The organism is Buttiauxella sp. BIGb0552 (genome assembly GCF_004366275.1).
In the GTDB taxonomy this organism is placed as follows: domain Bacteria; phylum Pseudomonadota; class Gammaproteobacteria; order Enterobacterales; family Enterobacteriaceae; genus Buttiauxella; species Buttiauxella gaviniae.
This window is the reverse complement of record NZ_SODY01000002.1, coordinates 353,191-377,106: the sequence shown is the minus strand read 5'-3', so window position 1 is coordinate 377,106 and position 23,916 is coordinate 353,191. Positions and strand designations below refer to the sequence as shown.

Genomic DNA, 23,916 nt, shown 5'->3' with positions numbered 1-23,916 from the left:
TTGAGTTAGCGCGTTTTAGTTTCAAACACATCCGTCTGCAAATGAGTATAGTCCACCTTCTTAAGCTTAAAGTTGGTGATGTAGACAGGCCCCGCGTTCTGCTCAGAAATGAACTTGTACTTTGGCGTTAACTCTTTGGTTTTAATCCCCGTCCAGGCTGAGAAGAAATTCAGGAAATCGTTCGCTGAACGCCGTGCTTTTATCTGGCGATGTTCTTTATCATCACTTGATAGCACCATAAACGGCACCTGGAAGTTTTGCTGGAACTCATCATCATGCGCCAGATATTGCACCTTGGTGCCGCGTTCTTTGATGGCAAGACCGTGATCGGAGAAGTAAGCCATCGAGAAACTTTCACCGCTATTTTGCAGCTGCTGATAGAGTTGTTTTAGCAGGTCGTCGGTTTGCGTCATGCTGTAGATATAACAAGAGGTCTCTTTCGACTGAACGAAATCTTTATATTTACCCTGAGTACGGTCGCAAGCCTGTGGGTGTGAACCCATCAAATGCAACACAATCAGCTGTGGAGTGGTGCGCGGGGTGGCAAATACTTGTGCCGTCATCTTAAGCAGCGCTTCGTCACGGGTGTTTTTATCCGCTTCAAAATCCCCACTTTTCAGGAACTGTACTTCATCAGCACGCTTGGCGATGCTGGCGATGGCAGTGTCGTATTCACCAATTTGCCCCTGGTTTGAGAACCACCAGGTCTGGAAACCAGCACGGTTTGCCAGCGTAATAATGTTGTCCTGATATTGCGGTTTGCCATCAATGACGCGGTTAAGCGTCATGCCCAGCGATTTCTGTGTGGAACCACTGGCCGATACATAATCCATGAAGATATTGCCATTCACCTTGCTTGCGAACGGGGTGTTATCCCAGTGACCGCCGAATGCACCTAACGCATCGCGACGCGCGCTTTCACCAATCACCACTACATAAATTTGGTACTTTGGTTTAACCGCCAGCACATTCCAGGTGTCCTTCATTTGTGAGAAGGCCTGCATACGAGTTTGTTCGTCAATGACTTCCTGGTTGTTAACCACTACATCTTTAACAAAGCGGAATACTGGATAACCAGAGTCTTTGATTTTGAACACGCCACCGTAAGCCAGGTTTTGTACTGGTGCGACAAAGAAGCAGACCACGCTCACCACCAGACATAAACTGTCGAAATGGCACCATGATCTTTTTTTCGGTGTGACTTTGCGCCGTACGGCGATAACACCGAGCACCAGAATAAACACCGACACCAAATAGCTGTACCACGGGAAAATAGTCATCAATTCCGTGGATTCTTCGAAGTTGGTCGAATGCAGGGCAAGCAGGGTATTAAAGTTCGGCGAGCCGTAGGCCTGACCAAAAGGGAAATACATTGCAGCAATCAGGCTGCAAATCGCCAGCAAACCTTTTTGTAATTTGGGCGCGCTGCGCCACAACAGCATTAATACGCAACTAAATGCGACTGCGTAGAGAATGCTAAATTCATAACCGAGTGCGAAGTTAATCAGTAATGACTGCAGGAAATAAAAGCCAGTCCACGGATTGAGCGCAATTGCGCGGGTCGTCAGGGTATCTTTAACCGTTAAATTCATGTTTATCGAGATCTACTAAACGCCATGCGAAAACCCTGGCGACGAGGGTAAGAACCTGCCTGACAGACGGAAAAGAAAGGAAACTGGACCGCATCTGCGGGCCGCTTCATGTTCAGGGCTGCAAGAAGATAGAGCGGTACGATAAGAAGATCAACTGATAAGCGAAATGTGTTTTGCGAAGCCGGTAACAAATCCGACAAATGATAGGGTTAAAGCCCGAAAACGCGGGATACTCACTGAATCTATTTAAATGAAAAATGACAAACAGGCGAAAGAAACCATTCAGAGAGACTGAAGGAGAAGAAGGCAGGGCGACTGCCTACGACTTCGGTTTTTCGCCCTGCTGTGGTTTCCCGGAAACCCAATCACACAACATATTGAGCAGCATTAGCCGCACTTGAAACGGGGAATGTGTAAACACGCTCATACACCTCTTAAATTCGTTCATTTTTTCCTCCTCTTAACATCTGCTGCCCTTAGATCCTTTAAAGGCTGACTGCATTACATACAGATATAGCATAGGCTATATTGTATAGCTATTGCTAATTCGTTAAATTTTTGTGCTTCCGAGCTGCTGGTTTACAATGGGGCCAAATGTCGTCATTGGACGATGCCGTGCCACTGTTAGAGGAAGCATCATGAGCCGTACTACGGGCCAAAAAAATAAACAGAAAGTGATGCCGTTGGTAAATGTTGAAGAGCATGTCGAAGGCTTTAGGCAGGTGCGGGAAGCGCATCGCCGTGAATTAATTGATGATTATGTTGAGCTGATTTCTGATTTAATTCGCGAGGTTGGAGAGGTGCGCCAGGTTGATATGGCCGCACGTCTGGGAGTCTCCCAACCTACGGTTGCAAAAATGTTAAAAAGACTCGCCTCGGTTGGGCTTATTGAACAAATTCCATGGCGCGGTGTGTTTCTGACTCCGGAAGGGGAGAAACTGGCGCAAATGAGTCGTGAACGTCATCAGATCGTCGAAAACTTTTTCCTCGCGCTGGGTATTAGTGCAGAAACTGCAAGAATTGACGCCGAAGGTGTTGAGCACCACGTTAGTGAAGAGACGCTGGAAGCATTTCGCCTGTTTAGTGAGAAGCGAGGGTTCACGCAGTAATGTTGCTCAACCTGGTTCGTCCCTTTGCGCGCGACCGCTTTCTTCATCTATTGCTGCTTGTCGGTGTGGCGCTGAGTTTTGTTGCGCCATTTCAGCCGAAGAGTTGGGTCCATGCTATCGACTGGCACACCATCATTACGCTCGCAGGTTTAATGATGTTGACCAAAGGCGTGGAGCTAAGCGGTTATTTCGATGTGCTGGGCCGCCGCATGGTGAAGCGTTTTGATAACGAACGAACCCTGGCGATGTTTTTGGTCAGCGCAGCGGCTCTGCTTTCTACATTTCTGACTAACGATGTCGCTCTGTTTATTATTGTTCCGTTGACCATTACGTTGAAGAAACTATGTGCGATACCGACCAGTCGGCTCATCATATTTGAAGCCCTGGCGGTGAATGCCGGGTCGCTGCTCACACCGATTGGCAATCCGCAGAATATTTTGTTGTGGGGGCGGTCGGGTTTATCGTTTGGCGAATTCACCTGGCAAATGGCCCCGCTGGCGCTGGCGATAATGGCCAGTTTGCTTGTGTTGTGCTGGTTCTGCTTCCCCACTAAAAAGCTTATCTATCAGACTCACGATAAACGCCATGACTGGCAGCCGCGATTAGTGCTGAGCTGCTTGGTACTTTACGTTGTATTTATTGTTTCACTGGAGTTAAAGCAGGAGATCTGGGGACTGGCTGTGGTGGCTGTAGGCTTTTTGCTACTGGCGCGCCGGGTGTTACTGAGTATCGACTGGAGTTTGCTGCTGGTGTTTATGGTGATGTTTATCGACGTTTACCTGATAACGCAGTTGCCGGTGTTACAGCATGCGCTGGCGGGGATTAATCAGCTTTCAAGCGGCGGGTTGTTTGCTCTGGGCATAGGTTTATCGCAATTTATTAGCAATGTTCCATCGACCATTTTACTGCTCAATTACGTTCCGGCCTCGGTGTTACTCGCTTTTGCGGTAAACATCGGCGGTTTTGGCCTACTACCGGGCTCGCTGGCAAATCTGATAGCTCTGCGCATGGCTAACGATCGCCGCATCTGGATACGCTTTCACTACTATTCATTGCCGATGCTGTTGTGGGCGGCTGCGGTAGGTTACGGTCTGCTGGTGCTACTAAAACAACTGTAGGGCGGCAGAGGAGAGGGGCTTTACCGCCCCTCGCTTCGTATTACGCGTTAAACGGCGCTTCTTTCTTCAACACTTTTTCAATCACATCCAGCACACCTTGCTGGTTGCAATGCCCAGCCTGAAAAGAGGCAATTTGTTTGATTTTTTCAGGGGCATTTGCCATCGCAAAACCATATTTGGCCTGGCGCAGCATTTCTATATCGTTGCCGCCGTCGCCAAAGGTCACGACTTCGCTGTCATCAATACCCCATTTTTCCTGCAATATCCGCAAGCCATTGGCTTTATGAATACCTGGAATAATCAGATCAATCGAGCCGTGACCGCTGGTGACTGGGACCATCACACCATCAAGAATTTCAGACAGGGAGTTCATGGTGTCATCTAATAGGCTATCAGGCAGATTCAGCGCGAACTTAAAGAACACATCGTCAAGATTCGCGAAGTTTTCTACCAGCTCCAGGCGGTGATAGTAGCTACGCGCCATGGTGATAAAGGCATCGTCATAGCTTTTCAGGGTATAGCCGTTACGTTTGCCACAGGCGATGATATCCACATGCGGCAGTGTCAGCAGGTGGTCAATAACCGTATTGAATTGTTGCTTTGTTAGCTCGCCATTGAAGGTGTCTTTTTCTTCACTCACTACCCAGCCGCCATTATCGGCAACGAACGAGATCTCGTGGGCAATCTCCGGGAAAAATGAAATCAACTGGAAATACTGGTTGCCACTAGCGACCACAAAACGAATCCCTTGCTCTTTCATCTGTGCATAAAGTTCAGCAAAGCGTGCGCGGTTGTACTCTTTGTTATCGTTCAGGAACGTACCATCCATGTCGACGGCAATTAATTTCACACTCATCGAACTCTCCCTTCAAGCGAGTTAGTAACAAGGTCTGTAGGTTTTGCGACCGCTTTCGCGACCAGGGCTGCGACGACCATCAAACTTAATACGACTAACATGGCAAGGCGCAGGCCGTAATGCTCACCGAGGAAGCCAAGCAGCGGTGGCCCCACCAGGAATGCAATATAACCCGATGCAGCAACCACGCTTACGCGAGTCGCCGGATCTGGGCCGGTATCGCCTGCGGCCGAAATGGTTAATGGGAAACCGAGCGAGGTGCCCAATCCCCATAAAATGACAGAAATACCCGCCACAAAGGCGTTATCGACAAAGATGATTAGACCAATACCCAAAATGCCCATCAACGCGCAGGCCCGCACTACCGTCACGCGGCTATAACGGTCAATAAACCAGCCGCCTGTAAAACGCCCGACTGTCATGCCCAGAGTAAAGCCGACATAAATCATCGAGCCAGATGTTGGGTTAAAGCCATGGCCATCCACCATCAAAAGCGGCAGCCAGTCATTCGCTGAGCCTTCGGCAAACGCCATCGCCAGCACAATGGTGCCGATTAATATCAGTTGGAGATCTTTATAAAAGGGCGGGTGGGGCTCGTGCGGGTTTTCTGCATCTAAGGCTGTGTTGCTCTTACCTACTCCATGCGGAATGGCGGTAATGGCAATAACAATTGGCGTAATGACGAGCAGGCCAATGACCAATAAGTGCCCATAGGCGCTGAAATTGAGGGCAGTTAAACTCATGCCGATACCCGCGCCTACAAGAGTGCCGAGGCTATAGAAACCATGCATCATCGGTAACACGGTCTTTTTCAGCAACCCTTCAACAATGGCACCTTCGACGTTCATCGCCACTTCCGCTGAACCAAGTCCGGCTCCCAAAATGGCTAAGCCCAGAGCAAATAGCACCGGTGAGGAAAGGTATAGCGCAATGCCCATAACCAGCATGCCGGTTACCATTAATGTCATACCACTGCGGATGATATTGCGAGTCCCAAAACGCTTAACCAGCCAGCCGGAGCATAAAATTCCGCTCATCGAGCCCACCGATAGGCCAAACAGCACAATCCCCATACCCGCAGTCGAAACACTTAACGTGTCGCGAATGGCTGGAGTTCGTGTGGCCCAGGAGGCCATAACCAGACCGGGCAGAAAGAAGAAGGCGAACAGCGCCCAGGTGCGAAGTTGAGTGGCTTTGCGATGGCTAATGGCGGCGGACATAGAAATACCGGTTGGCGGTGAATACAAATTACACTAGCAAGTTTGTGTACATTTGTACATATTGCCTGGTAAACTCTTTTAGTTAGTTATTACCGAGCGAAAATGATGAGCAAAGCCCCAAGGCGCAACGATCCAGACCGGCGAGCCCGCATTGTGGAAGCCACGCTGGATATGCTGGTAGAACACGGTATTAGCCATATCACGCACCGTAAAATTGCCGAAGCAGCGGGCGTTTCTTTAGGGTCAATGACCTATTATTTTGACGGCATCGAATCGCTACTAAGTGAAGCGTTTACGCAGTTTGCATATCAGATGTCGGACGATTACCGTCACCGCATGGAACAAGCCCGCAATCGTGATGAAGCCTGCGAGGCGATAGTCGATATGATTTGCGGGGAGAAAATTGCCACTTCGTACAACATGCAGGTGATGTATCAGCTTTACGCTTACGCCAACCGCAACCCGGCGCTAAAAATCATCATGCAGGACTGGATGTGCCGCAGCCAACAAGTGCTGGAAGCCTTCTTTGACCCGATTACCGCGCGCGCGTTGGATGCTTTTATCGAAGGTATGACGCTACATTATGTGACCGACAGGAATCCGCTGAGTCGTGAAGACCTCAGAAGAATGCTGGCGAAAATTGTAGGCTAGAGTTTGAATTTCAAACCCGTTATGTCGTTGTTGTGCCCGCCGTCATGTTGATCACCGTTGCTGTCATTGCACCTGCATGATCTGACGCCAGAAAAGCCATAAGTTCCGCTACTTGTGAAAGCGTTGGCAGGCGTTTCAACATGGTGCTTTGCGCCGCACCTCCCACCCACTGCTCCACGGTTAACCCCATTGCTTGCGCCTTAGAAGCGAACACTTCGTTGGTGTAGGAACCTGCCTCAACCGCGCCGACAAGCGCATGCGAACGCACGCAGAGAACTCGAATATTTTTGGGAGCAAGTTCGCAGGCAAGAGCTTTGACAAACGCTTCAATACCCGCGCAGCCGACAATATGGCCAGAGTGACCCGCAATCACCATTACGCCTGCGGGAGGGACAACCGTCAGGATACTTCCCGCTCGTTCGCCACCCATATGCGGAGCAACTGCTTTTGAAATGTTGAATTGAGCTGTGAGGAACGGGTCAAACCCTTGTCTAAATTGCGCCAGGGATAATTCAATAACACTCTTTCCCTGGTCATGCACAAAACCGGTTGTGTTTATCACCACATCAAAGCCACCGGTCTGCTGGGCCAGTTGTGCAATTCGCTCGATAGTTGATTGTTCATCGAGCACGTCGATATTGAATGTTTCGGCGCTACCTCCCGCTGCGCGGATATCATCAGCAATCTGGTGCAACCTTTCCTGGCTGCGTGCGCCCAAATATACATGCGCCCCCTCGCGCGCTATCACATGCGCAACCGCTCTGCCGATGGCACCACTACCACCGAAGATCACCACGATTTTGTTTTTAAGTAGCATCACGAATCCTCGCTCATCAACTCTCAATCTTCAAATTATGAACGATGGATTTAAATTTGGTGGTGATTAAAGCGTGAATGGAACAGAGGATGGTAAGAAATTGATTTGAAAGAGAACTCAAATTTCAGGCAATAAAAAACCCATCAACCTTGAACCAAAGAGGCGGGGTTGATGGGCTCCACAAATTGGGGACATCAAAGAAAAGCAGTGGCACTAATTAAGACTTTGCCCCAGGCAAAAAGTTCGCACTGTCATAAAAAAATCTTTTTTCTTTGTCTGCGGCACCGATCACAAACCGGGCCATATGATTACGATAAGCGTCCCCGCCAGCGTTAACAACACGTTAGCGATAGCGTAAGTCCCGGCGTACCCAAGTGCTGGAATGTTGCTGCGCGCAGTGTCGCTGATGATTTCCATCGCTGGTGCGCAGGTACGTGCACCCATCATTGCCCCAAATAGCAATGCGCGGTTCATACGTAAAACATATGCACCGAACAGGAAGCAGATAACAACGGGCACCAGGCTTACGATAAGTCCAGCAATCAACATTTGCCCGCCAACGGCACCCAGGCCGTTGCCAATGCCGCTACCGGCGCTTAGGCCGACGCCGGCCATAAACACCATCAGGCCAAACTCTTTCACCATATTCAGCGCACCTTGCGGGATATAGCCGAATGTCGGGTGGTTGGCTCGCAGGAAGCCAAGCATGATACCTGCGAATAGCAAGCCTGCGGCGTTGCCGACGCCAAAACTGAACGAGCTGAACTGGAAGGTGATCATGCCAATCATCAGGCCAATAATGAAGAAGGCACAGAAGGCGAGCAGGTCAGTTATCTGGCTGTGAATCGAGATAAAGCCAATACGTTCAGCAACGGTTTTCACGCGACGGGCATCACCGCTGACCTGTAAAACATCACCTTTGTTCAGCACGATATTATCGTCTATTGGCATTTCAATCTGGCTGCGGATAACACGGTTTAGGAAGCAGCCGTGGTCGGTCAGCTTTAATTGCCCAAGACGGCGGCCGACAGCATTGTGGTTCTTCACCACAATCTCTTCAGTAACGATGCGCATATCCAGCAGGTCGCGGTCGAAAACCTCTTTACCATTACGGAAACTTGGATCGAGGCGTGAATGCGCATCCGGGTAACCTACCAGTGCGATTTCATCACCCTTTTGCAGCACGGCGTCACCATCCGGGTTTGCAAGGATGCCGTTACGGCGGATACGTTCGATGTAGCAACCGGTCTGGCGATAAATTCCCAGCTCACGCAGGTTTTTACCATCAGCCCATGCAACCAACTCAGAACCTACGCGATAGGCGCGAATAACAGGAAGGTAAACTTTACGTGCGGCATCGGTGTCCAGGCCACGTTCGCGAGCAATTTGCTGCGCGCTGGTCTGCAAATCCTGGTGCTGGAGTTTTGGCAGGTAGCGTGCGCCAACAATCAGACTCACCAGGCCGATAAGATAGGTCAGTGCGTAGCCGAGGCTCAAGTTGTCGAGCGATGTGGCTAACTGGGCTCCGGCAGCACCGGAATGGCGCAAGGTATCACCTGCACCGACCAACACTGGCGTTGAGGTCATTGAGCCTGCGAGCATCCCCGCCGTGAGGCCAATATCCCAGCCAAAGAGTTTCCCCAACCCTAAGGCAAGCAACATGGCGGTTCCCACCATCACCAGTGCCAGCATCAAGTAATTTTTGCCATCGCGGAAGAAAATTGAAAAAAAGTTTGGCCCAGCTTCCACTCCGACACAAAAAATGAACAGCATAAAACCCAGATTTAGGGCGTCTGTGTTAATGGAAAAATGTTGTTGGCCGAGTAATAAAGAGACTACTAAAACACCAATGGAATTACCCAGTTGGACTGGACCAAGGCGTAATTTACCCAGGCATAAACCTAAGGTCAGAACAACAAATAATAACAGGATGTAATTCCCGCTTAACAAATCTGCGACGTTTATATTCACGAAGGATAACTTCTTGTTTACTAGTAACTTGTTGAAAGAAATGGTTTTTTGCGTTAGGGTTTCTACTAATTACGACGCAATTTAATGTATTTCTAGTGCATTAAAATATCCAGTGCGCAGACCTGATAATAGCCGTTAGTTTAATCTTTATGAAGTTTTACGGCTAGTAAGAATATTGTGCTAATTACACTATCTATTTTTTTAGCAGGGATGGCTGAGACTTTATCTGACTGGGGCAAGGTTCGGCGTGCGGAGCTGAAAATTTAAGTTCGATACAAGCGATCGTCAGGGGGATGTGTGTTCATGCGTGGACAACGTTGGTTTGGAGTCATTTGCTGCTTCGTGTTGTTTGTTGGCGTATTTCTCTCGCAGAAACTAAGTGCTGCCAGCAGCTACCCGGGTGACAGACATTCCGAGTGGGGATTGTTATTTTTTATCCTGCCGGGTGTCATTGCTAGCGTGTTTTCACGCCATGGGCGAGTGATCAAACCGCTGATGGGCGCAGTGCTGGCTTCACCATTTTGTCTGTTAATCATTCATTTTTGGTTGTCGCCAACGCGAACGTTCTGGCAAGAAATGGCCTGGATGTTTAGTGCTGTGTTTTGGTGTGCTCTTGGAGCATTGTGCTACTTATTTGTACGTAGTGTGCTCCGCCGTCAGCGGCGATAAAAAAACCGGCTCATTGAGCCGGTTTTTTTATATCTAAATTTTTTCAGCTTATTGCGCGTTCTGGAACAAGCTTAGGTGTTCTTTAGCATACGCTTCAAAATCAGTGCAACCGCCAATGTGTTTCTGGTCGAGGAAAATCTGCGGTACGGTTTCAACAGGTTTACCAACAGTTTTTTCCAGGTCGGCTTTGCTGATGCCCTCAGCATGGATATCAACATAACGGAAGTTGAAGTCGTCACGCTCAGCGGTCAATTTCTCAGCCAACTCTTTAGCACGAACACAATATGGGCAGCCAGGGCGACCAAAGATTACTGCAAACATGGAATCTCCTTTATTTTTTGTGGCCGATACGTACCGGCGAATGGCAACTATAATGCCGCTAACTGTTGCGAATGGAAAGAAGGTCTTACCTGTTAGTCTGATATTCCTCGCCTATATACCCGTCATACTTCAAGCTGCTGGTGCGTTGGCTGTCCTCGCTCACCACGGTCACTTACTTGAGTAAGCTCCCGTGGATTCCCTGCGTTGCCGCCTGCCCGCATCGTGAATTATTTAGGGTATAAAATGTAGATTACAAAGATGCAGCCTGAAATATGTCGGGTGTATAATGAATCGATAATTGCTTTGGAGACAAGTGGATGCGTTCACTCGGTGCGTTACCGAAACCTGTGTTAATCCTCGAAGTTATCGGTATCGCTTTTTTACTGCTGTCATATCTTTCCCTGAACAGCTACGTGACTTTACCCGCACCCTTTGGGAATGCCACGGCGGCTATCATCATGGTATTTTTAGGCATTGCGCTGATGCTCCCGGCGGCAGCATTTATGGTTTGGGCGATGGCTCAAAACGTTGCGCCGCTGCTGACCAAACGCCAGGCCCCACTCGATAAATCTCATTCAAACAAGCCAAAGGATAAACGCGATGACGCCGACCATTGATCTGCTGCGTTCACACCGTTCCATTCGTCGCTTCACCGACGAGCCGATTACAGACGAGCAGCGTGCAGCGATTGTTGCCAGTGCCCAGGCGGCCTCGAGTTCCAGTTTTTTACAGTGCACGTCGATTATTCGCATCACGGATAAGTCGCTGCGTGAGCAACTTGTTCCGCTGACCGGTGGCCAACAGCATGTGGCACAAGCGGCAGAGTTTTGGGTATTTTGCGCCGACTTTAACCGCCATTTGCAAATTTGCCCCGAAGCGCAGCTCGGCCTTGCAGAGCAGTTGCTGCTTGGCGTTGTTGATACAGCAATGCTTGCACAAAACGCGTTTACTGCAGCTGAGTCGCTGGGTTTAGGTGGCGTTTACATTGGTGGTATTCGTAACGGCATTGAAGCCGTAACGGAATTACTGGCTTTGCCAAAGCACGTGCTGCCGCTATTCGGCCTGTGTCTTGGCTGGCCTGATGAAGATCACGGTATCAAACCGCGTATGCCAGCCGCGATGCTAATGCATGAGAACAGCTATCAACCAGTGGATGAAAACGTTCTGGCTCAGTACGACGAAGAGATGGCGCAGTATTATCTCTCACGTGGCAGTAACACGCGCCGCGACACGTGGAGTGACCATATTCGTCGCACCATCATTAAAGAAAACCGTCCTTTCATTCTCGATTATCTGCATAAGCAGGGTTGGGCAACGCGCTAGATCATTAAGCGGTGGCACCTGCCACCGCTAATCAATACATTTTCACTATCAATCAGCCGCCTAAACGGTATTGGTTGAGGGTACTTATCAGTCGGTATAACAGTTTCAGAATTTTTACTCTGTTACTTCGACCTTCTGATAAGGAACTCCCGATGCCGATGACAACACTTGATAACTCCCCGTATTACGCCGCAGATATTATTCGTTCTCGTATTAACGGGCTTGTGCCACGCGTGGCTTTCATTCTGGGTTCTGGCCTTGGCGAGCTGGCTGAGAAAATCGAACAGGCGGTTGTGTTCCCATACGATGAGTTGCCTGGTTTCCCGGTTAGCACCGTGCATGGCCATGCGGGTGAGCTGGTTGTCGGTACGCTGGCGGGTGTTCCTGTCGCTTGCATGAAGGGGCGCGGTCACTTCTACGAAGGGCGCGGTATGTCGGTGATGACCAACGCGATTCGTACATTCAAACTGCTCGGTTGTGAAATTCTGTTCTCCACTAACGCCGCCGGTTCATTACGCCCTGAAGTTGGCCCTGGTCAACTGGTGGCGCTGAACGACCATATCAACACCATGCCTGGCACACCGATGGTTGGTCCGAACGATGACCGCTTTGGTGAGCGCTTCTTCTCGCTGGCGAATGCTTATGACGCGGACTACCGTGGTGTTTTGCAAAGCGTGGCAAAAGAGCAGGGCTTCCCGTTGACTGAGGGTGTGTTTGTTTCTTACCCTGGCCCGAACTTTGAAACAGCAGCAGAAATTCGCATGATGCAAATCATCGGAGGCGATGTGGTCGGTATGTCTGTGGTGCCTGAGGTTATCAGCGCGCGCCATTGCGGCCTGAAAGTTGTTGCGGTTTCGGCAATTACTAACCTCGCTGAAGGCCTTGGCAGTGTGCAGCTCTCCCACGCGCAAACACTGGCGGCGGCGGCACTATCACGCCAGAACTTTATCAATCTGATTTGCGGTTTCCTAGGCAAACTCGCCTGAGGCACTTCCAACACACCGGGTAAAACACATGGCTATTAACTCTATGGCGATTAAACATCGCTTGAAAATCATGTTGTTTTTGCAGTACTTCATTTGGGGAGCCTGGCTGGTCACGCTGGGTTCGTACATGATTAATACCCTCGGATTCCGAGGGGCTGATGTGGGCATGGTGTATAGCACCAAGGGTATTGCTGCGCTATTAATGCCAGGTATTGTCGGTATTATTGCCGACAAATGGCTGCCCGCGAATCGTGTCTATGCTCTATGCCACCTGGTGTGTGCGCTAATGCTTGCCTGGGCGGCCAGCATTAATCAGCCGGGGTTGATGTTCTGGGTTATGTTGGGCAACGCCATGGCGTTTATGCCAACAATTGCACTGTCGAATACTATTTCTTATGCCAGCCTCGAAAAAGCAGGGCTGGATACTGTCAGCCATTTCCCACCGATCCGCGTCTTTGGCACTATTGGGTTTATTGCGGCAATGTGGACCGTGAGTCTGATGCGCTTTGAACTTAGCAATATTCAGCTTTATATCGCAGCTGGGGCGTCATTAGCGCTGGCTCTCTACTCACTAACTTTGCCAACTATTCCAGTGGTGAAAGGTGGGATCTCTCGTACTTGGGTAAGCCGTCTGGGGCTTGATGCTTTTGTATTGTTCAAGAACCCGCGCATGGCTGTTTTCTTCTTATTCGCCATGTTGTTAGGTGCAGTACTACAGATAACGAACACTTTCGGCAATCCGTTCCTGCATGATTTCGCCCGCAACCCTGAGTTTGCCAATAGTTTCGTGGTGCAATATCCGTCGATTCTGTTGTCTGTTTCTCAGATGTCGGAAGTGGCATTTATCCTGACCATTCCGTTCTTCCTGCGCCGTTTTGGTATCAAGCAGGTGATGTTGATGAGTATGGTGGCCTGGGTGCTGCGTTTTGCACTCTTTGCCTGGGGTGACCCATCGGCGTTTGGTTTTGTATTACTGCTGCTTTCGATGGTGGTGTACGGCTGTGCCTTCGATTTCTTCAATATCTCCGGTTCTGTGTTTGTAGAACAAGAAGTGGATTCGCGCATACGTGCTAGTGCTCAGGGGCTGTTTATGACAATGGTCAACGGAATTGGCGCCTATCTCGGTGCGATTCTCAGCGGATATGTCGTCGACTACTTCAGCGTTGATGGAGTCAAAGACTGGACCACAATCTGGTTGGTGTTTGCCGGATATGCGTTAGTACTGGCGGTTATCTTCCACTTTAGTTTCCAGTATCGCCATAACCCAACGCTTAAGGCTTCGGCACCGGTCGCACATTAACAGTCGGCCGGATTACATCGAGCAGCAGGAGTGATAACGTATGGGGCTGCCAGAACATAGGGAGCCCCATGACTATTTCACAGCGAACTTACCGTACCGACTTAAAACTTCTGCGCTATTTCCAGGCAGTGGCGGAAGAGTTGCACTTTGGCAAAGCGGCCTTGCGGCTAAACATGTCCCAGCCACCACTGAGTTTTCATATCAAAGAGCTTGAGTCTCAACTCGGTACCGTTTTGTTTATTCGTCATTCACGGAGTGTTGCGTTGACACATGCGGGAGAAATCTTGCTTGAAGAGACCCGTCGATTGCTCGACAGCGCAAACCTTGCATTGGCCCGGGTAGAACAAATTGGGCGTGGTGAAGGCGGGCGCATTCATCTGGGAATTGTTGGTACGGCGATTTGGGGTGGATTACGTCTTGGGTTACAACAGTTTATCGCCGATTTTCCGGCCATTGATATTCTATTTCGCGAGAAGTCGCCGGGAGATCAAATCTCCTTGATTGAGCGTCACGAAATTGATGCCGGTATCTGGCGTATGGAAACCAATCCTCCCCCGGGTCTACGAAGTGAAAAACTACATGACGCTACGTTCCTCGTTGCTTTGCCAGAAAAACATCCGCTGACGAAACAATCCGCCATTGATATTGAGTCACTGCGTCATGAGCCATTTGTCACTATGACTGCGGTGCATTCTGACTGGACTTTTTTGCAAGGTGTCTGTCGCGAAGCGGGTTTTTCGCCTCGTATTGTCAGAGAAGCTGTTGAGCCGCAGACCGTACTGGCGCTGGTCAGCATCGGCATAGGGCTGACTATTATGGCCGATAGTTACGCGCAGATGAGTTGGCCGGGCGTCACCTTCCGTCCGCTGACAAAAGCGATCCCGGCAGATCTTTATGTGGTGTACGATCCGCATCATCTGGCATCTACAACGCGTCATTTAATCGACGTGTTAAAGCAGTCGCCAGACACATTGCCCGTTCGTTGAAACCAGATGGCAGTGATATGATAGTTGCGCTGTCATTATTGGACTGGAAACGCTGAGGTGCAGGGTGAAAATCGCCATTTTATCCCGGGATGGAACGCTTTATTCTTGTAAACGCCTACGTGAAGCGGCGTCACGCCGTGGTCATGCAGTCGAAATTATCGATCCCCTTTCTTGTTACATGAACATCAATCCGTCTGCACCATCAGTGCACTATAAAGGTCGCCAGCTTCCCCATTACGATGCGGTAATTCCACGTATCGGCTCCGCGATCACTTTCTACGGCACGGCGGTATTGCGCCAGTTTGAGATGTTAGGTAGTTACCCGCTCAACGAATCAGTTGCCATTACGCGCGCGCGTGACAAGTTGCGATCGTTGCAGTTGATGGCGCGTCAGGGGATTGACCTGCCGGTCACAGGGTTTGCTCACTCTCCAGATGACACCAGCGATTTAATTGATATGGTAGGCGGTGCGCCGCTGGTGGTGAAACTGGTGGAAGGCACCCAGGGAATTGGTGTGGTGTTAGCCGAAACGCGCCAGGCGGCGGAAAGTGTAATAGACGCGTTTCGCGGTCTGAATGCCCATATTCTGGTGCAAGAATATATAAAAGAAGCGCAAGGCAGGGATATTCGTTGCCTGGTAGTGGGTAATAAAGTCGTTGCCGCAATTGAACGCCAGGCAAAACCGGGAGATTTCCGCTCCAATTTGCACCGTGGTGGGGTAGCGAATCAGGTCTCAATTACGGAACGTGAGCGAGAAATCGCCTTACATGCGGCGGCGACCCTGGGTCTGGATGTCGCAGGGGTGGATATTTTACGTGCTGAACGTGGCCCGCTGGTGATGGAAGTCAACGCTTCACCGGGTCTTGAAGGCATTGAAAAAACCAGTGGCGTGGATATCGCGACGCTGATGATCAAGTGGATTGAGCAGCAAGCACAGCCAGGATTTTGCCTGAAAACTGGCGGCTAAATTCGAGCGAATGCGCCATTGGGCGCATAAAATTAGTATGAGCCGCCATTTTTGCGTAAGCTATGGCGCGACTTAATCACTCCCTTTAAAGAGGCTACGGCATTTATGGATTCACTCGTTGTCCCTACTCTGGACATCTTACGCCGCTGGCTTGATGAAATCGGTGTGACCATTTTCGAGTGCGATACTTGCCAGGCGCTCCATCTGCCGCATATGCAGAATTTCGATGGTGTCTATGATGCCAAAATCGATCTGGTCGACGATATCGTTTTGTTTTCAGCGTTGGCTGAAGTAAAGCCATCTGCTTTACTGCCACTGGCATCCGATCTGTCATCAATTAACGCAAGCTCGCTAACCGTGAAAGCGTTTTTAGATATTCAGGATGATAACCTGCCAAAATTAGTGGTTTGCCAGTCATTGCAGGCGTCGGTGGGAATTACCCGCGAACAGTTTGCGGCTTTTGTGAAACAGAGCGAAGAGCAAATCTCGATGGTGATTCTGGAAGCCTGCGCAAACCAGCTGCTCTATATCTCTGAAGAAGAAGAGCAAGACGGCACCATTATTCAAACTCACTTTCTTCACTAATTGTTTCATTCTTAACCGCAGCGGCTACTATACCCGCTGCGTTCCACGTTTTTTTATTCTGCCTTCTTAGCCTCCGACCAGAATTATTCTCGCCACTCCTGCCAGTTTTGCGCCATACCATAGATGTTTTATGGTTAAAAAATTGATAAAAGTCACTTTTCTGCTTGGGCTATAGTCTCGAAGTCTGGCTACAGTTATTCTTGCGGGACGCTACAAGCGTGCAACATCTGCAGCAAGGCGTCTGTACTTTTTTTACTGCAGTTTGCATAGAGATGCATGATTCTTGCATGTGCCAGAAGCGAGAAGAAAATGCGTAAAAGTATGATTGAGTAAATTATGCTCGCGAAAGCGGGAATTAGACTTTTTCAGAAGGAATCACATATGTTTACCCAACGTAAAAAATTGTTGTCGGGTGTGGTGGCAGGTGCGCTGATGACAGCGCTAATGGCTGTTTCTGCTACCACATTTGCTGCGGAACAAAAGACGCTGCACGTTTATAACTGGTCTGATTATATTGCGCCGGATACGCTGGCAAACTTCACCAAAGAAACTGGCATTAAAGTGGTTTACGACGTTTTCGATTCTAACGAAGTGCTGGAAGGGAAGTTGATGGCGGGGAGCACCGGTTACGACTTAGTGGTACCGTCTTCGCAATTCCTCGAGCGCCAGGCTCAGGCCGGTATTTTCCAGCCTCTCGATAAGAGCAAACTGCCGAACTATAAAAACCTCGATCCGGAAATGCTCAAGCTGGTGGCCCATAACGACCACGACAATAAATACGGCATTCCGTACATGATGGTAACCACAGGTATCGGCTATAACGTCGAGAAAGTGAAAGCGGCATTGGGCAAAGACGCTCCGGTTAATAGCTGGGATCTTATCCTGAAACCAGAAAACCTTGAGAAGCTGAAAAGCTGCGGCGTTTCCTTCCTTGACGCACCAAGCGAAGTTTACGCATCCGTGTTGCATTACCTGGGCAAAGATCCTAACAGCACCGATCCGAAAGATTACACCGGTGCGGCGAATGATCTGCTGCTGAAACTTCGCCCGTCTATTCGTTATTTCCACTCATCTCAATATATCAATGACCTGGCTAACGGCGATATCTGTGTAGCGATCGGTTGGTCCGGCGATATTCTCCAGGCAGCAAACCGCGCCAAAGAAGCAAAAAATGGCGTGAATATTGCTTATACCATTCCTAAAGAAGGGGCGATGGTGTACTTCGATATGTTCGCAATGACGGCTGATGCGAAAAACAAAGACGAAGCGTACCAGTTCCTGAACTATCTGATGCGCCCGGATGTGGTGGCGAATATCAGTAACCACGTTTATTACGCGAACGCGAATAAAGAGTCGCTGCCATTGCTGAACGCGGAGATTCGTGACAACCCGGGGATTTACCCACCGGCTGATGTGCGCGCCAAGCTGTTTACTCAGGGCGTGCAATCACCAAAAGTTGATCGTGTAATTACCCGCGCGTGGACTAAGGTTAAGACAGGCAAATAATACCCGTCATACTTCAAGCCGCAGATGCGTTGACTGCACCCGTGCACCCCAGTCACATAGTTATCTATGTTCCTGGGGACTTACGGCCTGGTCGCCTTTGGGCAACTCGAATTATTTTGGGTATAAGTGTTATCTAATTAGATTTGCAACGCAGCGGCGCACCGAAATAGTGCATGCGCCCCAACACGGACAGAGGCACAAGCCTCTGTCACGTCATTGGTACGGCAACCGGGTCGTACATCTTTTTGTTTATGCCGGAGAGCAACATAATTGAACGACGTCACTCCTCGTCCGCATGCGAAAACGCGTAAAGCGCTCACCCCGCTGCTTGAAGTTCGCAACCTCACTAAGTCCTTTGACGGGCAACATGCCGTTGATGATGTCAATCTCACTATTTATAAAGGCGAAATTTTTGCACTGCTCGGGCCGTCTGGTTGTGGCAAATCCACGTTGTTACGCATGCTGGCAGGTTTTGAACAGCCAAGTGCCGGGCAAATCATGCTCGATGGCGTGGATTTATCGCACGTGCCGCCGTACCAGCGTCCGATCAATATGATGTTCCAGTCGTATGCGCTTTTCCCACATATGACCGTGGAGCAGAACATTGCGTTTGGCCTCAAGCAAGACAAACTCCCGAAAAGTGAAATCACTCAGCGCGTACAGGAAATGCTGGCGCTGGTGCATATGCAAGAGTACGCGAAACGTAAACCACACCAGCTTTCTGGCGGGCAGCGCCAGCGTGTGGCGCTGGCAAGGAGCCTTGCAAAACGGCCAAAACTCTTGCTGCTTGATGAGCCAATGGGCGCACTGGATAAAAAATTACGCGACCGTATGCAACTCGAAGTGGTGGATATTCTTGAGCGCGTGGGGGCAACTTGCGTCATGGTAACCCACGATCAGGAAGAAGCGATGACCATGGCGGGGCGTATTGCTATCATGAATCGCGGCAAGTTCGAGCAAATTGGCGAACCGGAAGAAGTGTATGAGTACCCGGCAACCCGCTACAGCGCTGAATTTATCGGCTCGGTGAACGTCTTTGAAGGGTTGCTTAAAGACCGCCAGGACGATGGTCTAGTGATTGATAGCCCAGGGCTTGTACATCCGCTAAAAGTTGACCCTGATATTTCTGTTGTCGATGGCGTGCCGGTCTACGTCGCCCTGCGCCCGGAAAAGGTCATGCTGTGCGAAGAACCGCCTGCCGACGGTTTCAACTTCGCGGTCGGTGAAGTGGTACACATTGCTTATCTTGGCGATCTGTCGATTTATCATGTGCGCCTGAAAAGCGGCCAGATGATCAGCGCACAGTTACAAAACGAGAACCGCAATCGTAGAGGGATGCCAACATGGGGCGATGAAGTTCGCCTGTGTTGGGATGCTGAAAGTTGTGTCGTTCTGACTGTTTAAGGGGGCGAAATGAGCACGATCACGGAACGCCCGGCTGAGCCACCGGCAAGCAGTTTTAAATTGTGGCTGGGGAAATTGCAGATGCGCCATGGCCGCAAGCTGGTTATCGCTTTGCCTTATCTCTGGCTGATTTTGTTGTTTATGCTGCCATTCTTGATTGTCTTCAAGATTAGCTTTGGTGAAATAGCCCGTTCAATTCCACCCTATACCGACTTAATCACCTGGGCTGACGATCAGATAACCTTCGTACTTAATCTGGCGAATTATCTCCAGTTAACCGACGATCCGCTCTATGCCGAAGCCTATTTGCAGTCGCTGCAAGTGGCAGGTGTTTCTACCATTTGTTGTTTGCTAATGGGCTATCCTTTGGCATGGGCGGTGGCCCACAGTAAGCCATCAACCCGCAATATTCTGTTGCTGCTGGTTATTTTACCTTCATGGACATCGTTCTTGATCCGCGTTTACGCATGGATGGGGATCCTGAAAAATAACGGTGTCCTGAACAATGTGTTGATGTGGTTAGGCGTTATCGATCAACCGTTGGTGATTCTGCATACCAATCTGGCGGTTTACATCGGTATCGTTTATGCCTACTTACCATTTATGGTATTGCCGATTTATACCGCGCTGACACGACTCGATTATTCATTAGTGGAAGCCTCCTTGGATCTGGGCGCACGTCCGTTGAAAACGTTCTTCAGCGTCATCGTACCTCTGACTAAAGGCGGCATTATTGCCGGTTCGATGCTGGTATTTATCCCGGCGGTAGGCGAGTTTGTTATCCCAGAACTGCTCGGAGGGCCAGATAGCATCATGATTGGTCGCGTATTGTGGCAGGAGTTCTTCAATAACCGCGACTGGCCGGTGGCGTCAGCGGTGGCGATCACCATGCTTATCTTGCTGATTGTGCCGATTATGTGGTTCCACAAATACCAGAATAAAACGGCGGGGGACCACGCATGAACAATTTACCGATAGTGCGCTCACCCTGGCGCATTTTGATTTTGGTGATCGGCTTCACCTTCCTTTACGCGCCGATGCTGATGCTTGTGATCTACTCATTCAACAGCTCAAAACTGGTGACGGTATGGGCGGGATGGTCAACGCGTTGGTATGTTGAGTTGTTCCAGGACTCAGCAATGATGAGCGCCGTTGGGCTTAGTTTGACCATTGCGGCGGCTGCGGCCACGGCGGCGGTTATTCTCGGAACAATTGCGGCAGTGGTAATGGTGCGTTTTGGTAAATTCCGTGGCTCGACGGGGTTTGCTTTCATGCTCACGGCACCGTTGGTAATGCCTGATGTCATCACCGGTCTTTCATTGCTGCTGCTGTTTGTGGCATTGGGTCACGCTATTGGTTGGCCAAGCGATCGGGGCATGCTAACCATCTGGCTTGCGCATGTTACCTTCTGTACCGCGTATGTTTCGGTGGTGATAAGCTCGCGTTTAAGAGAGCTGGACCACTCTATCGAAGAAGCAGCGATGGATTTAGGGGCGACACCGCTGAAAGTTTTCTTTGTGATAACCGTTCCGATGATAGCTCCAGCGATTATCTCTGGTTGGTTGTTGGCATTCACTTTATCCCTTGATGACTTGGTTATTGCCAGTTTTGTTTCTGGGCCAGGGGCAACAACCTTGCCGATGCTGGTATTCTCAAGCGTAAGAATGGGAGTGAATCCTGAAATTAACGCATTGGCGTCTATAATTTTGGGAGTCGTCGGGGTTATTGGTTTAATAGCCTGGTGGTTTATGGCTCGAGCAGAAAAGCAACGTCTGCGTGATATCCAGCGTGCAAGGCGTACAGCTTAGATAATTCGGGTTGCAGCCAGCACCCTTGCAACTTAAAATCTGCAGCGATAATTCCCATAGTGCCGCGTCAGACGCGGCACTATGTCGTATGGAACACGAGGTTTGCGGAAATTCTCAGGAAACGAAGTCAAACACAAGCTAAATTGAACGCTCCCACTTTAGTGCTGGTGGCGGCAATTGCTATTCTTTCAACGCGTGTCCTCGATCTTATGTTGCTTTTCAACATGCTCGGGGTTCGTGGCGTTATTGATTTTGTTCACCGCAGTGTGCAAACGTGGAACTTGACGCTGATTTTTCTCGGCAGTCTGGTGATGCTGTGTATCGAATTACGTTGTGCGTTTGTCATTATGAAAGGGCGTAATTGGGGGCGCTGGGTATTTCTTGCCACGCAAGTTATTGCAGTTGGATATCTGTGGTCGGCGTCGCTTGGTTGGGGGTACCCCGAGCTATTCAGTATCCCTGGTGAATCAAAGCGTGAAATATTCCGTTCGTTGATGACGCAAAAACTTCCCGACCTGTTAGTGCTATTTCTGCTGTTTATCCCCACGCGGAGCCGGCTTTTTTTTAAACTTCAATAACCGCGTAGTGCTACAATCTGTGCCCCCGGTTTCCAGGACTTAATTATGTATTGCGCGCTCTATCAGGCAAATCGCTGCCGCTCTTGTCAGTGGATTGAACAGCCGATTTCCGAACAGCTCACCGCCAAAATGAACGAACTTCAGCACCTGCTGGAGGGTATTGTGGTGCATGACTGGCGTGAGCCGATGAGTGGCCCTGAACAGGCATTTCGCAATAAAGCCAAAATGGTGGTCAGCGGCAGCGTAGAAAAACCCTTGCTGGGGATGCTGCATCGCGATGGAACACCGGAAGATTTAACCGAGTGCCCGCTTTATCCTGCTTCATTCCAGACGGTGTTTGCCGTACTGAAGCCTTTTATCGCCCGTGCTGGCTTGACGCCTTATAACGTGTCGCGCAAACGTGGCGAGTTGAAATACCTGTTGCTGACTGAAAGCCAAATAGATGGTGGCATGATGCTGCGTTTTGTTCTGCGATCAGAAGCTAAGCTGGAACAACTGCGTGCAGCGATACCCTGGTTACAACAGCAGCTTCCGCAGCTCAAAGTGATTTCTGCCAACATCCAGCCAGTGCATATGGCGATTCTGGAAGGCGAGCAGGAGATCCCATTTACTGAGCAGCAGGCGCTGGAAGAACAATTCAACGGCGTGCCGCTGTTTATCCGTCCGCAAAGTTTCTTCCAGACCAACCCGGCCGTTGCTGCTTCATTGTATGCAACTGCACGTGACTGGGTGCGCGAATTGCCAGTCAAACATATGTGGGATTTGTTCTGTGGAGTAGGCGGGTTTGGCCTGCATTGCGCCACGCCGGAAATGAAACTAACGGGTATTGAAATTGCGCCAGAAGCGATTGCTTGTGCGCGCCAGTCGGCGGAAAAACTCGGGTTAACGGATATTCATTTTCAGGCGCTGGATTCAACGAAATTTGCCACCGAGCAGCAAGATATTCCTGACCTGGTCTTAGTGAACCCGCCAAGGCGCGGTATCGGTCAGGCGCTGTGTTATTTCCTCAATAACATGGCCCCGAAATACATTATCTATTCAAGTTGTAATGCGCAGACCATGGCGCAAGATATCTCGTCACTGGCGGGTTATCGTGTAGAGCGCGTGCAGTTATTCGATATGTTCCCGCACACGGCGCATTACGAGGTTTTGACGTTGCTGGTGCGCGGGTAGTTTTCCCCTCACCCTAACCCTCTCCCCAGGGAGAGGGAACTGTCTGGTATCTCCCTCTCCTGTGGGAGAGGGCAGGGTAAGGGCAATATTTACTGCGGGAACCACTGATCACTAATCTTCTGATAAGTCCCGTCAGCTTTAATCGCTGCCAGCGCGGTATTCAATTTGGTCAACAAAGCCTGGTTGTCAGGGCGTACAGCAATACCCAAACCTGTGCCAAAGTATTCTGCATCAGTAACATGCTCGCCAACTGTGCCTAATTGCGGGTTTGTTTTCAGCCACTCGTTTACCACTGCAGTGTCACCAAATACCCCATCAATACGGCCGTTTTTCAGGTCAATAATCGCATTCTGGTAGCTATCGTAAGAGACGGTTTTAATTTCCGGATGTTTGTCCTGGAGATATTTTTGGTGCGTGGTCCCATTTTCCATACCAATACGTTTGCCTTTAAGCTCTTCAAAGGATTTGAATGCACCTTTTTTGGCAATGACGACGGCTGAATTAGCGTAGTACGGCGTGGTGAAAGAAACTTGTTTGCTACGCTCAGGCGTAATATCCATACCTGAAATTACCGCGTCATATTTACGGAATTTCAGCGACGGAATCAAACTGTCAAATGCATGGTTAGTGAAGGTGCATTCTGCCTGAATTTGTTTGCATAAAGCTTTAGCCAAATCGATATCGAAACCGACAATCTGATTGTTGGCATCAAGTGATTCAAATGGCGGATAAGTGGCCGAAGAACCAAAGTTGATTTTGTCTGCGGCAGCCACGTTGAATGCGGCTGTAGCGAACATTGCGGCCAAAATAAACTTCTTCATGTGTGTTGCTCCCGTCTGTCATGTTTTGTTGTATTCGCCGTTTCCCGGCGTCAAAAAAGCATGCCACCAAGTGAATTTATATGCAATAAAAATGTATAATTATATTTATACGGGCGTAAAAAAGGCGGGGAAGTCCCCGCCTGATTCGACTGATT

General features: G+C 49.7%; 25 protein-coding genes. 17 read left to right on the top strand and 8 right to left on the bottom strand.

Going from position 1 to position 23,916, the window contains the following annotated elements:
- Window positions 1-5: 5 nt before the first annotated feature.
- Window positions 6-1,592 carry a phosphoethanolamine transferase gene (locus EDF88_RS06545; RefSeq protein ID WP_064517360.1) on the bottom strand — a complete coding sequence of 529 codons (1,587 nt, stop codon included), beginning with the start codon at window positions 1,590-1,592 and terminating at the stop codon, window positions 6-8.
- 319 nt (window positions 1,593-1,911) lie between these two features.
- Window positions 1,912-2,040 (bottom strand): manganase accumulation protein MntS, encoded by a 129-nt coding sequence (gene mntS / locus EDF88_RS06540; protein ID WP_034456469.1) that lies wholly within the window; start codon window positions 2,038-2,040, stop codon window positions 1,912-1,914.
- 190 nt (window positions 2,041-2,230) lie between these two features.
- Here mntS and mntR point away from each other — a divergent pair, with 190 nt between their 5' ends.
- Together mntR and EDF88_RS06530 are read left to right on the top strand one after the other, a co-directional pair.
- A complete protein-coding gene (gene mntR / locus EDF88_RS06535; RefSeq protein ID WP_064517362.1) occupies window positions 2,231-2,701 on the top strand; it encodes a manganese-binding transcriptional regulator MntR in 471 nt (156 codons plus the stop codon).
- Window positions 2,701-3,819, top strand: coding sequence for an SLC13 family permease (locus tag EDF88_RS06530; protein ID WP_064517364.1), 1,119 nt, complete (start codon window positions 2,701-2,703; stop codon window positions 3,817-3,819). The genes mntR and EDF88_RS06530 overlap by 1 nt, the downstream gene beginning before the upstream one ends.
- Before the next feature lie 40 nt (window positions 3,820-3,859).
- Here the strand turns inward: EDF88_RS06530 and EDF88_RS06525 are convergent, their stop codons facing one another.
- Window positions 3,860-4,675 (bottom strand): Cof-type HAD-IIB family hydrolase, encoded by an 816-nt coding sequence (locus tag EDF88_RS06525; RefSeq protein ID WP_064517366.1) that lies wholly within the window; start codon window positions 4,673-4,675, stop codon window positions 3,860-3,862.
- Complete coding sequence (locus EDF88_RS06520) at window positions 4,672-5,895, bottom strand: MFS transporter (protein ID WP_134183604.1); 1,224 nt, start codon at window positions 5,893-5,895, stop codon at window positions 4,672-4,674. The genes EDF88_RS06525 and EDF88_RS06520 overlap by 4 nt, the downstream gene beginning before the upstream one ends.
- A 105-nt stretch (window positions 5,896-6,000) precedes the next feature.
- On the opposite strand from EDF88_RS06520, the gene EDF88_RS06515 reads away from it, so the two are divergent.
- Window positions 6,001-6,546 (top strand): TetR family transcriptional regulator, encoded by a 546-nt coding sequence (locus tag EDF88_RS06515; protein ID WP_134184179.1) that lies wholly within the window; start codon window positions 6,001-6,003, stop codon window positions 6,544-6,546.
- 19 nt (window positions 6,547-6,565) lie between these two features.
- On the opposite strand, the gene EDF88_RS06510 is transcribed toward EDF88_RS06515, so the two are convergent.
- Together EDF88_RS06510 and EDF88_RS06505 are read right to left on the bottom strand one after the other, a co-directional pair.
- Window positions 6,566-7,363 (bottom strand): SDR family oxidoreductase, encoded by a 798-nt coding sequence (locus EDF88_RS06510; RefSeq protein ID WP_064517371.1) that lies wholly within the window; start codon window positions 7,361-7,363, stop codon window positions 6,566-6,568.
- Window positions 7,364-7,651: 288 nt separating this feature from the next.
- A complete protein-coding gene (locus EDF88_RS06505) occupies window positions 7,652-9,334 on the bottom strand; it encodes an aspartate:alanine antiporter (protein WP_064517374.1) in 1,683 nt (560 codons plus the stop codon).
- Between the two features lie 303 nt (window positions 9,335-9,637).
- Between EDF88_RS06505 and EDF88_RS06500 the strand changes: the two genes are divergently transcribed.
- A complete protein-coding gene (locus EDF88_RS06500; protein ID WP_034456461.1) occupies window positions 9,638-10,003 on the top strand; it encodes an inner membrane protein YbjM in 366 nt (121 codons plus the stop codon).
- Window positions 10,004-10,051: 48 nt separating this feature from the next.
- Here the strand turns inward: EDF88_RS06500 and EDF88_RS06495 are convergent, their stop codons facing one another.
- A complete protein-coding gene (locus tag EDF88_RS06495; RefSeq protein ID WP_064517377.1) occupies window positions 10,052-10,324 on the bottom strand; it encodes a GrxA family glutaredoxin in 273 nt (90 codons plus the stop codon).
- A 317-nt stretch (window positions 10,325-10,641) separates the two neighbouring features.
- Here EDF88_RS06495 and EDF88_RS06490 point away from each other — a divergent pair, with 317 nt between their 5' ends.
- The 13 genes from EDF88_RS06490 (at window position 10,642) to rlmC (ending at window position 22,940) form a co-directional block, all read left to right on the top strand.
- A complete protein-coding gene (locus EDF88_RS06490; RefSeq protein WP_064517381.1) occupies window positions 10,642-10,941 on the top strand; it encodes a YbjC family protein in 300 nt (99 codons plus the stop codon).
- Window positions 10,925-11,647, top strand: a complete 723-nt coding sequence (gene nfsA, locus EDF88_RS06485; protein WP_134183602.1) for an oxygen-insensitive NADPH nitroreductase — start codon at window positions 10,925-10,927, stop codon at window positions 11,645-11,647. Before EDF88_RS06490 ends, nfsA begins: the two co-directional genes overlap by 17 nt.
- Window positions 11,648-11,799: 152 nt before the next feature.
- The gene (gene xapA / locus EDF88_RS06480; protein WP_064517387.1) at window positions 11,800-12,633 is read left to right on the top strand and encodes a xanthosine phosphorylase; all 834 of its coding nucleotides are present in this window, start codon (window positions 11,800-11,802) and stop codon (window positions 12,631-12,633) included.
- Between the two features lie 43 nt (window positions 12,634-12,676).
- Window positions 12,677-13,933, top strand: coding sequence for a nucleoside permease (locus tag EDF88_RS06475; protein ID WP_064517676.1), 1,257 nt, complete (start codon window positions 12,677-12,679; stop codon window positions 13,931-13,933).
- Between the two features lie 68 nt (window positions 13,934-14,001).
- Window positions 14,002-14,919 carry a LysR family transcriptional regulator gene (locus EDF88_RS06470; RefSeq protein WP_064517390.1) on the top strand — a complete coding sequence of 306 codons (918 nt, stop codon included), beginning with the start codon at window positions 14,002-14,004 and terminating at the stop codon, window positions 14,917-14,919.
- A gap of 64 nt (window positions 14,920-14,983) precedes the next feature.
- Entirely contained in the window at window positions 14,984-15,886 is a 903-nt protein-coding gene (gene rimK, locus EDF88_RS06465; RefSeq protein WP_064517393.1) for a 30S ribosomal protein S6--L-glutamate ligase, read from the top strand.
- A gap of 105 nt (window positions 15,887-15,991) precedes the next feature.
- A complete protein-coding gene (locus tag EDF88_RS06460) occupies window positions 15,992-16,471 on the top strand; it encodes a YbjN domain-containing protein (protein WP_064517395.1) in 480 nt (159 codons plus the stop codon).
- Between the two features lie 381 nt (window positions 16,472-16,852).
- Entirely contained in the window at window positions 16,853-17,977 is a 1,125-nt protein-coding gene (gene potF, locus EDF88_RS06455) for a spermidine/putrescine ABC transporter substrate-binding protein PotF (RefSeq protein ID WP_064517398.1), read from the top strand.
- 270 nt (window positions 17,978-18,247) lie between these two features.
- A complete protein-coding gene (potG, locus tag EDF88_RS06450) occupies window positions 18,248-19,381 on the top strand; it encodes a putrescine ABC transporter ATP-binding subunit PotG (RefSeq protein WP_134183600.1) in 1,134 nt (377 codons plus the stop codon).
- Between the two features lie 9 nt (window positions 19,382-19,390).
- Complete coding sequence (gene potH / locus EDF88_RS06445; protein WP_064517401.1) at window positions 19,391-20,344, top strand: putrescine ABC transporter permease PotH; 954 nt, start codon at window positions 19,391-19,393, stop codon at window positions 20,342-20,344.
- Window positions 20,341-21,189, top strand: coding sequence for a putrescine ABC transporter permease PotI (gene potI, locus EDF88_RS06440; RefSeq protein ID WP_064517404.1), 849 nt, complete (start codon window positions 20,341-20,343; stop codon window positions 21,187-21,189). Before potH ends, potI begins: the two co-directional genes overlap by 4 nt.
- A 110-nt stretch (window positions 21,190-21,299) precedes the next feature.
- Window positions 21,300-21,767 (top strand): YbjO family protein, encoded by a 468-nt coding sequence (locus EDF88_RS06435; RefSeq protein WP_064517678.1) that lies wholly within the window; start codon window positions 21,300-21,302, stop codon window positions 21,765-21,767.
- A gap of 45 nt (window positions 21,768-21,812) precedes the next feature.
- The gene (gene rlmC / locus EDF88_RS06430) at window positions 21,813-22,940 is read left to right on the top strand and encodes a 23S rRNA (uracil(747)-C(5))-methyltransferase RlmC (RefSeq protein WP_064517408.1); all 1,128 of its coding nucleotides are present in this window, start codon (window positions 21,813-21,815) and stop codon (window positions 22,938-22,940) included.
- 89 nt (window positions 22,941-23,029) lie between these two features.
- Here the strand turns inward: rlmC and artJ are convergent, their stop codons facing one another.
- Window positions 23,030-23,761, bottom strand: a complete 732-nt coding sequence (gene artJ, locus EDF88_RS06425) for an arginine ABC transporter substrate-binding protein ArtJ (RefSeq protein ID WP_134183598.1) — start codon at window positions 23,759-23,761, stop codon at window positions 23,030-23,032.
- Window positions 23,762-23,916 lie beyond the last annotated feature (155 nt).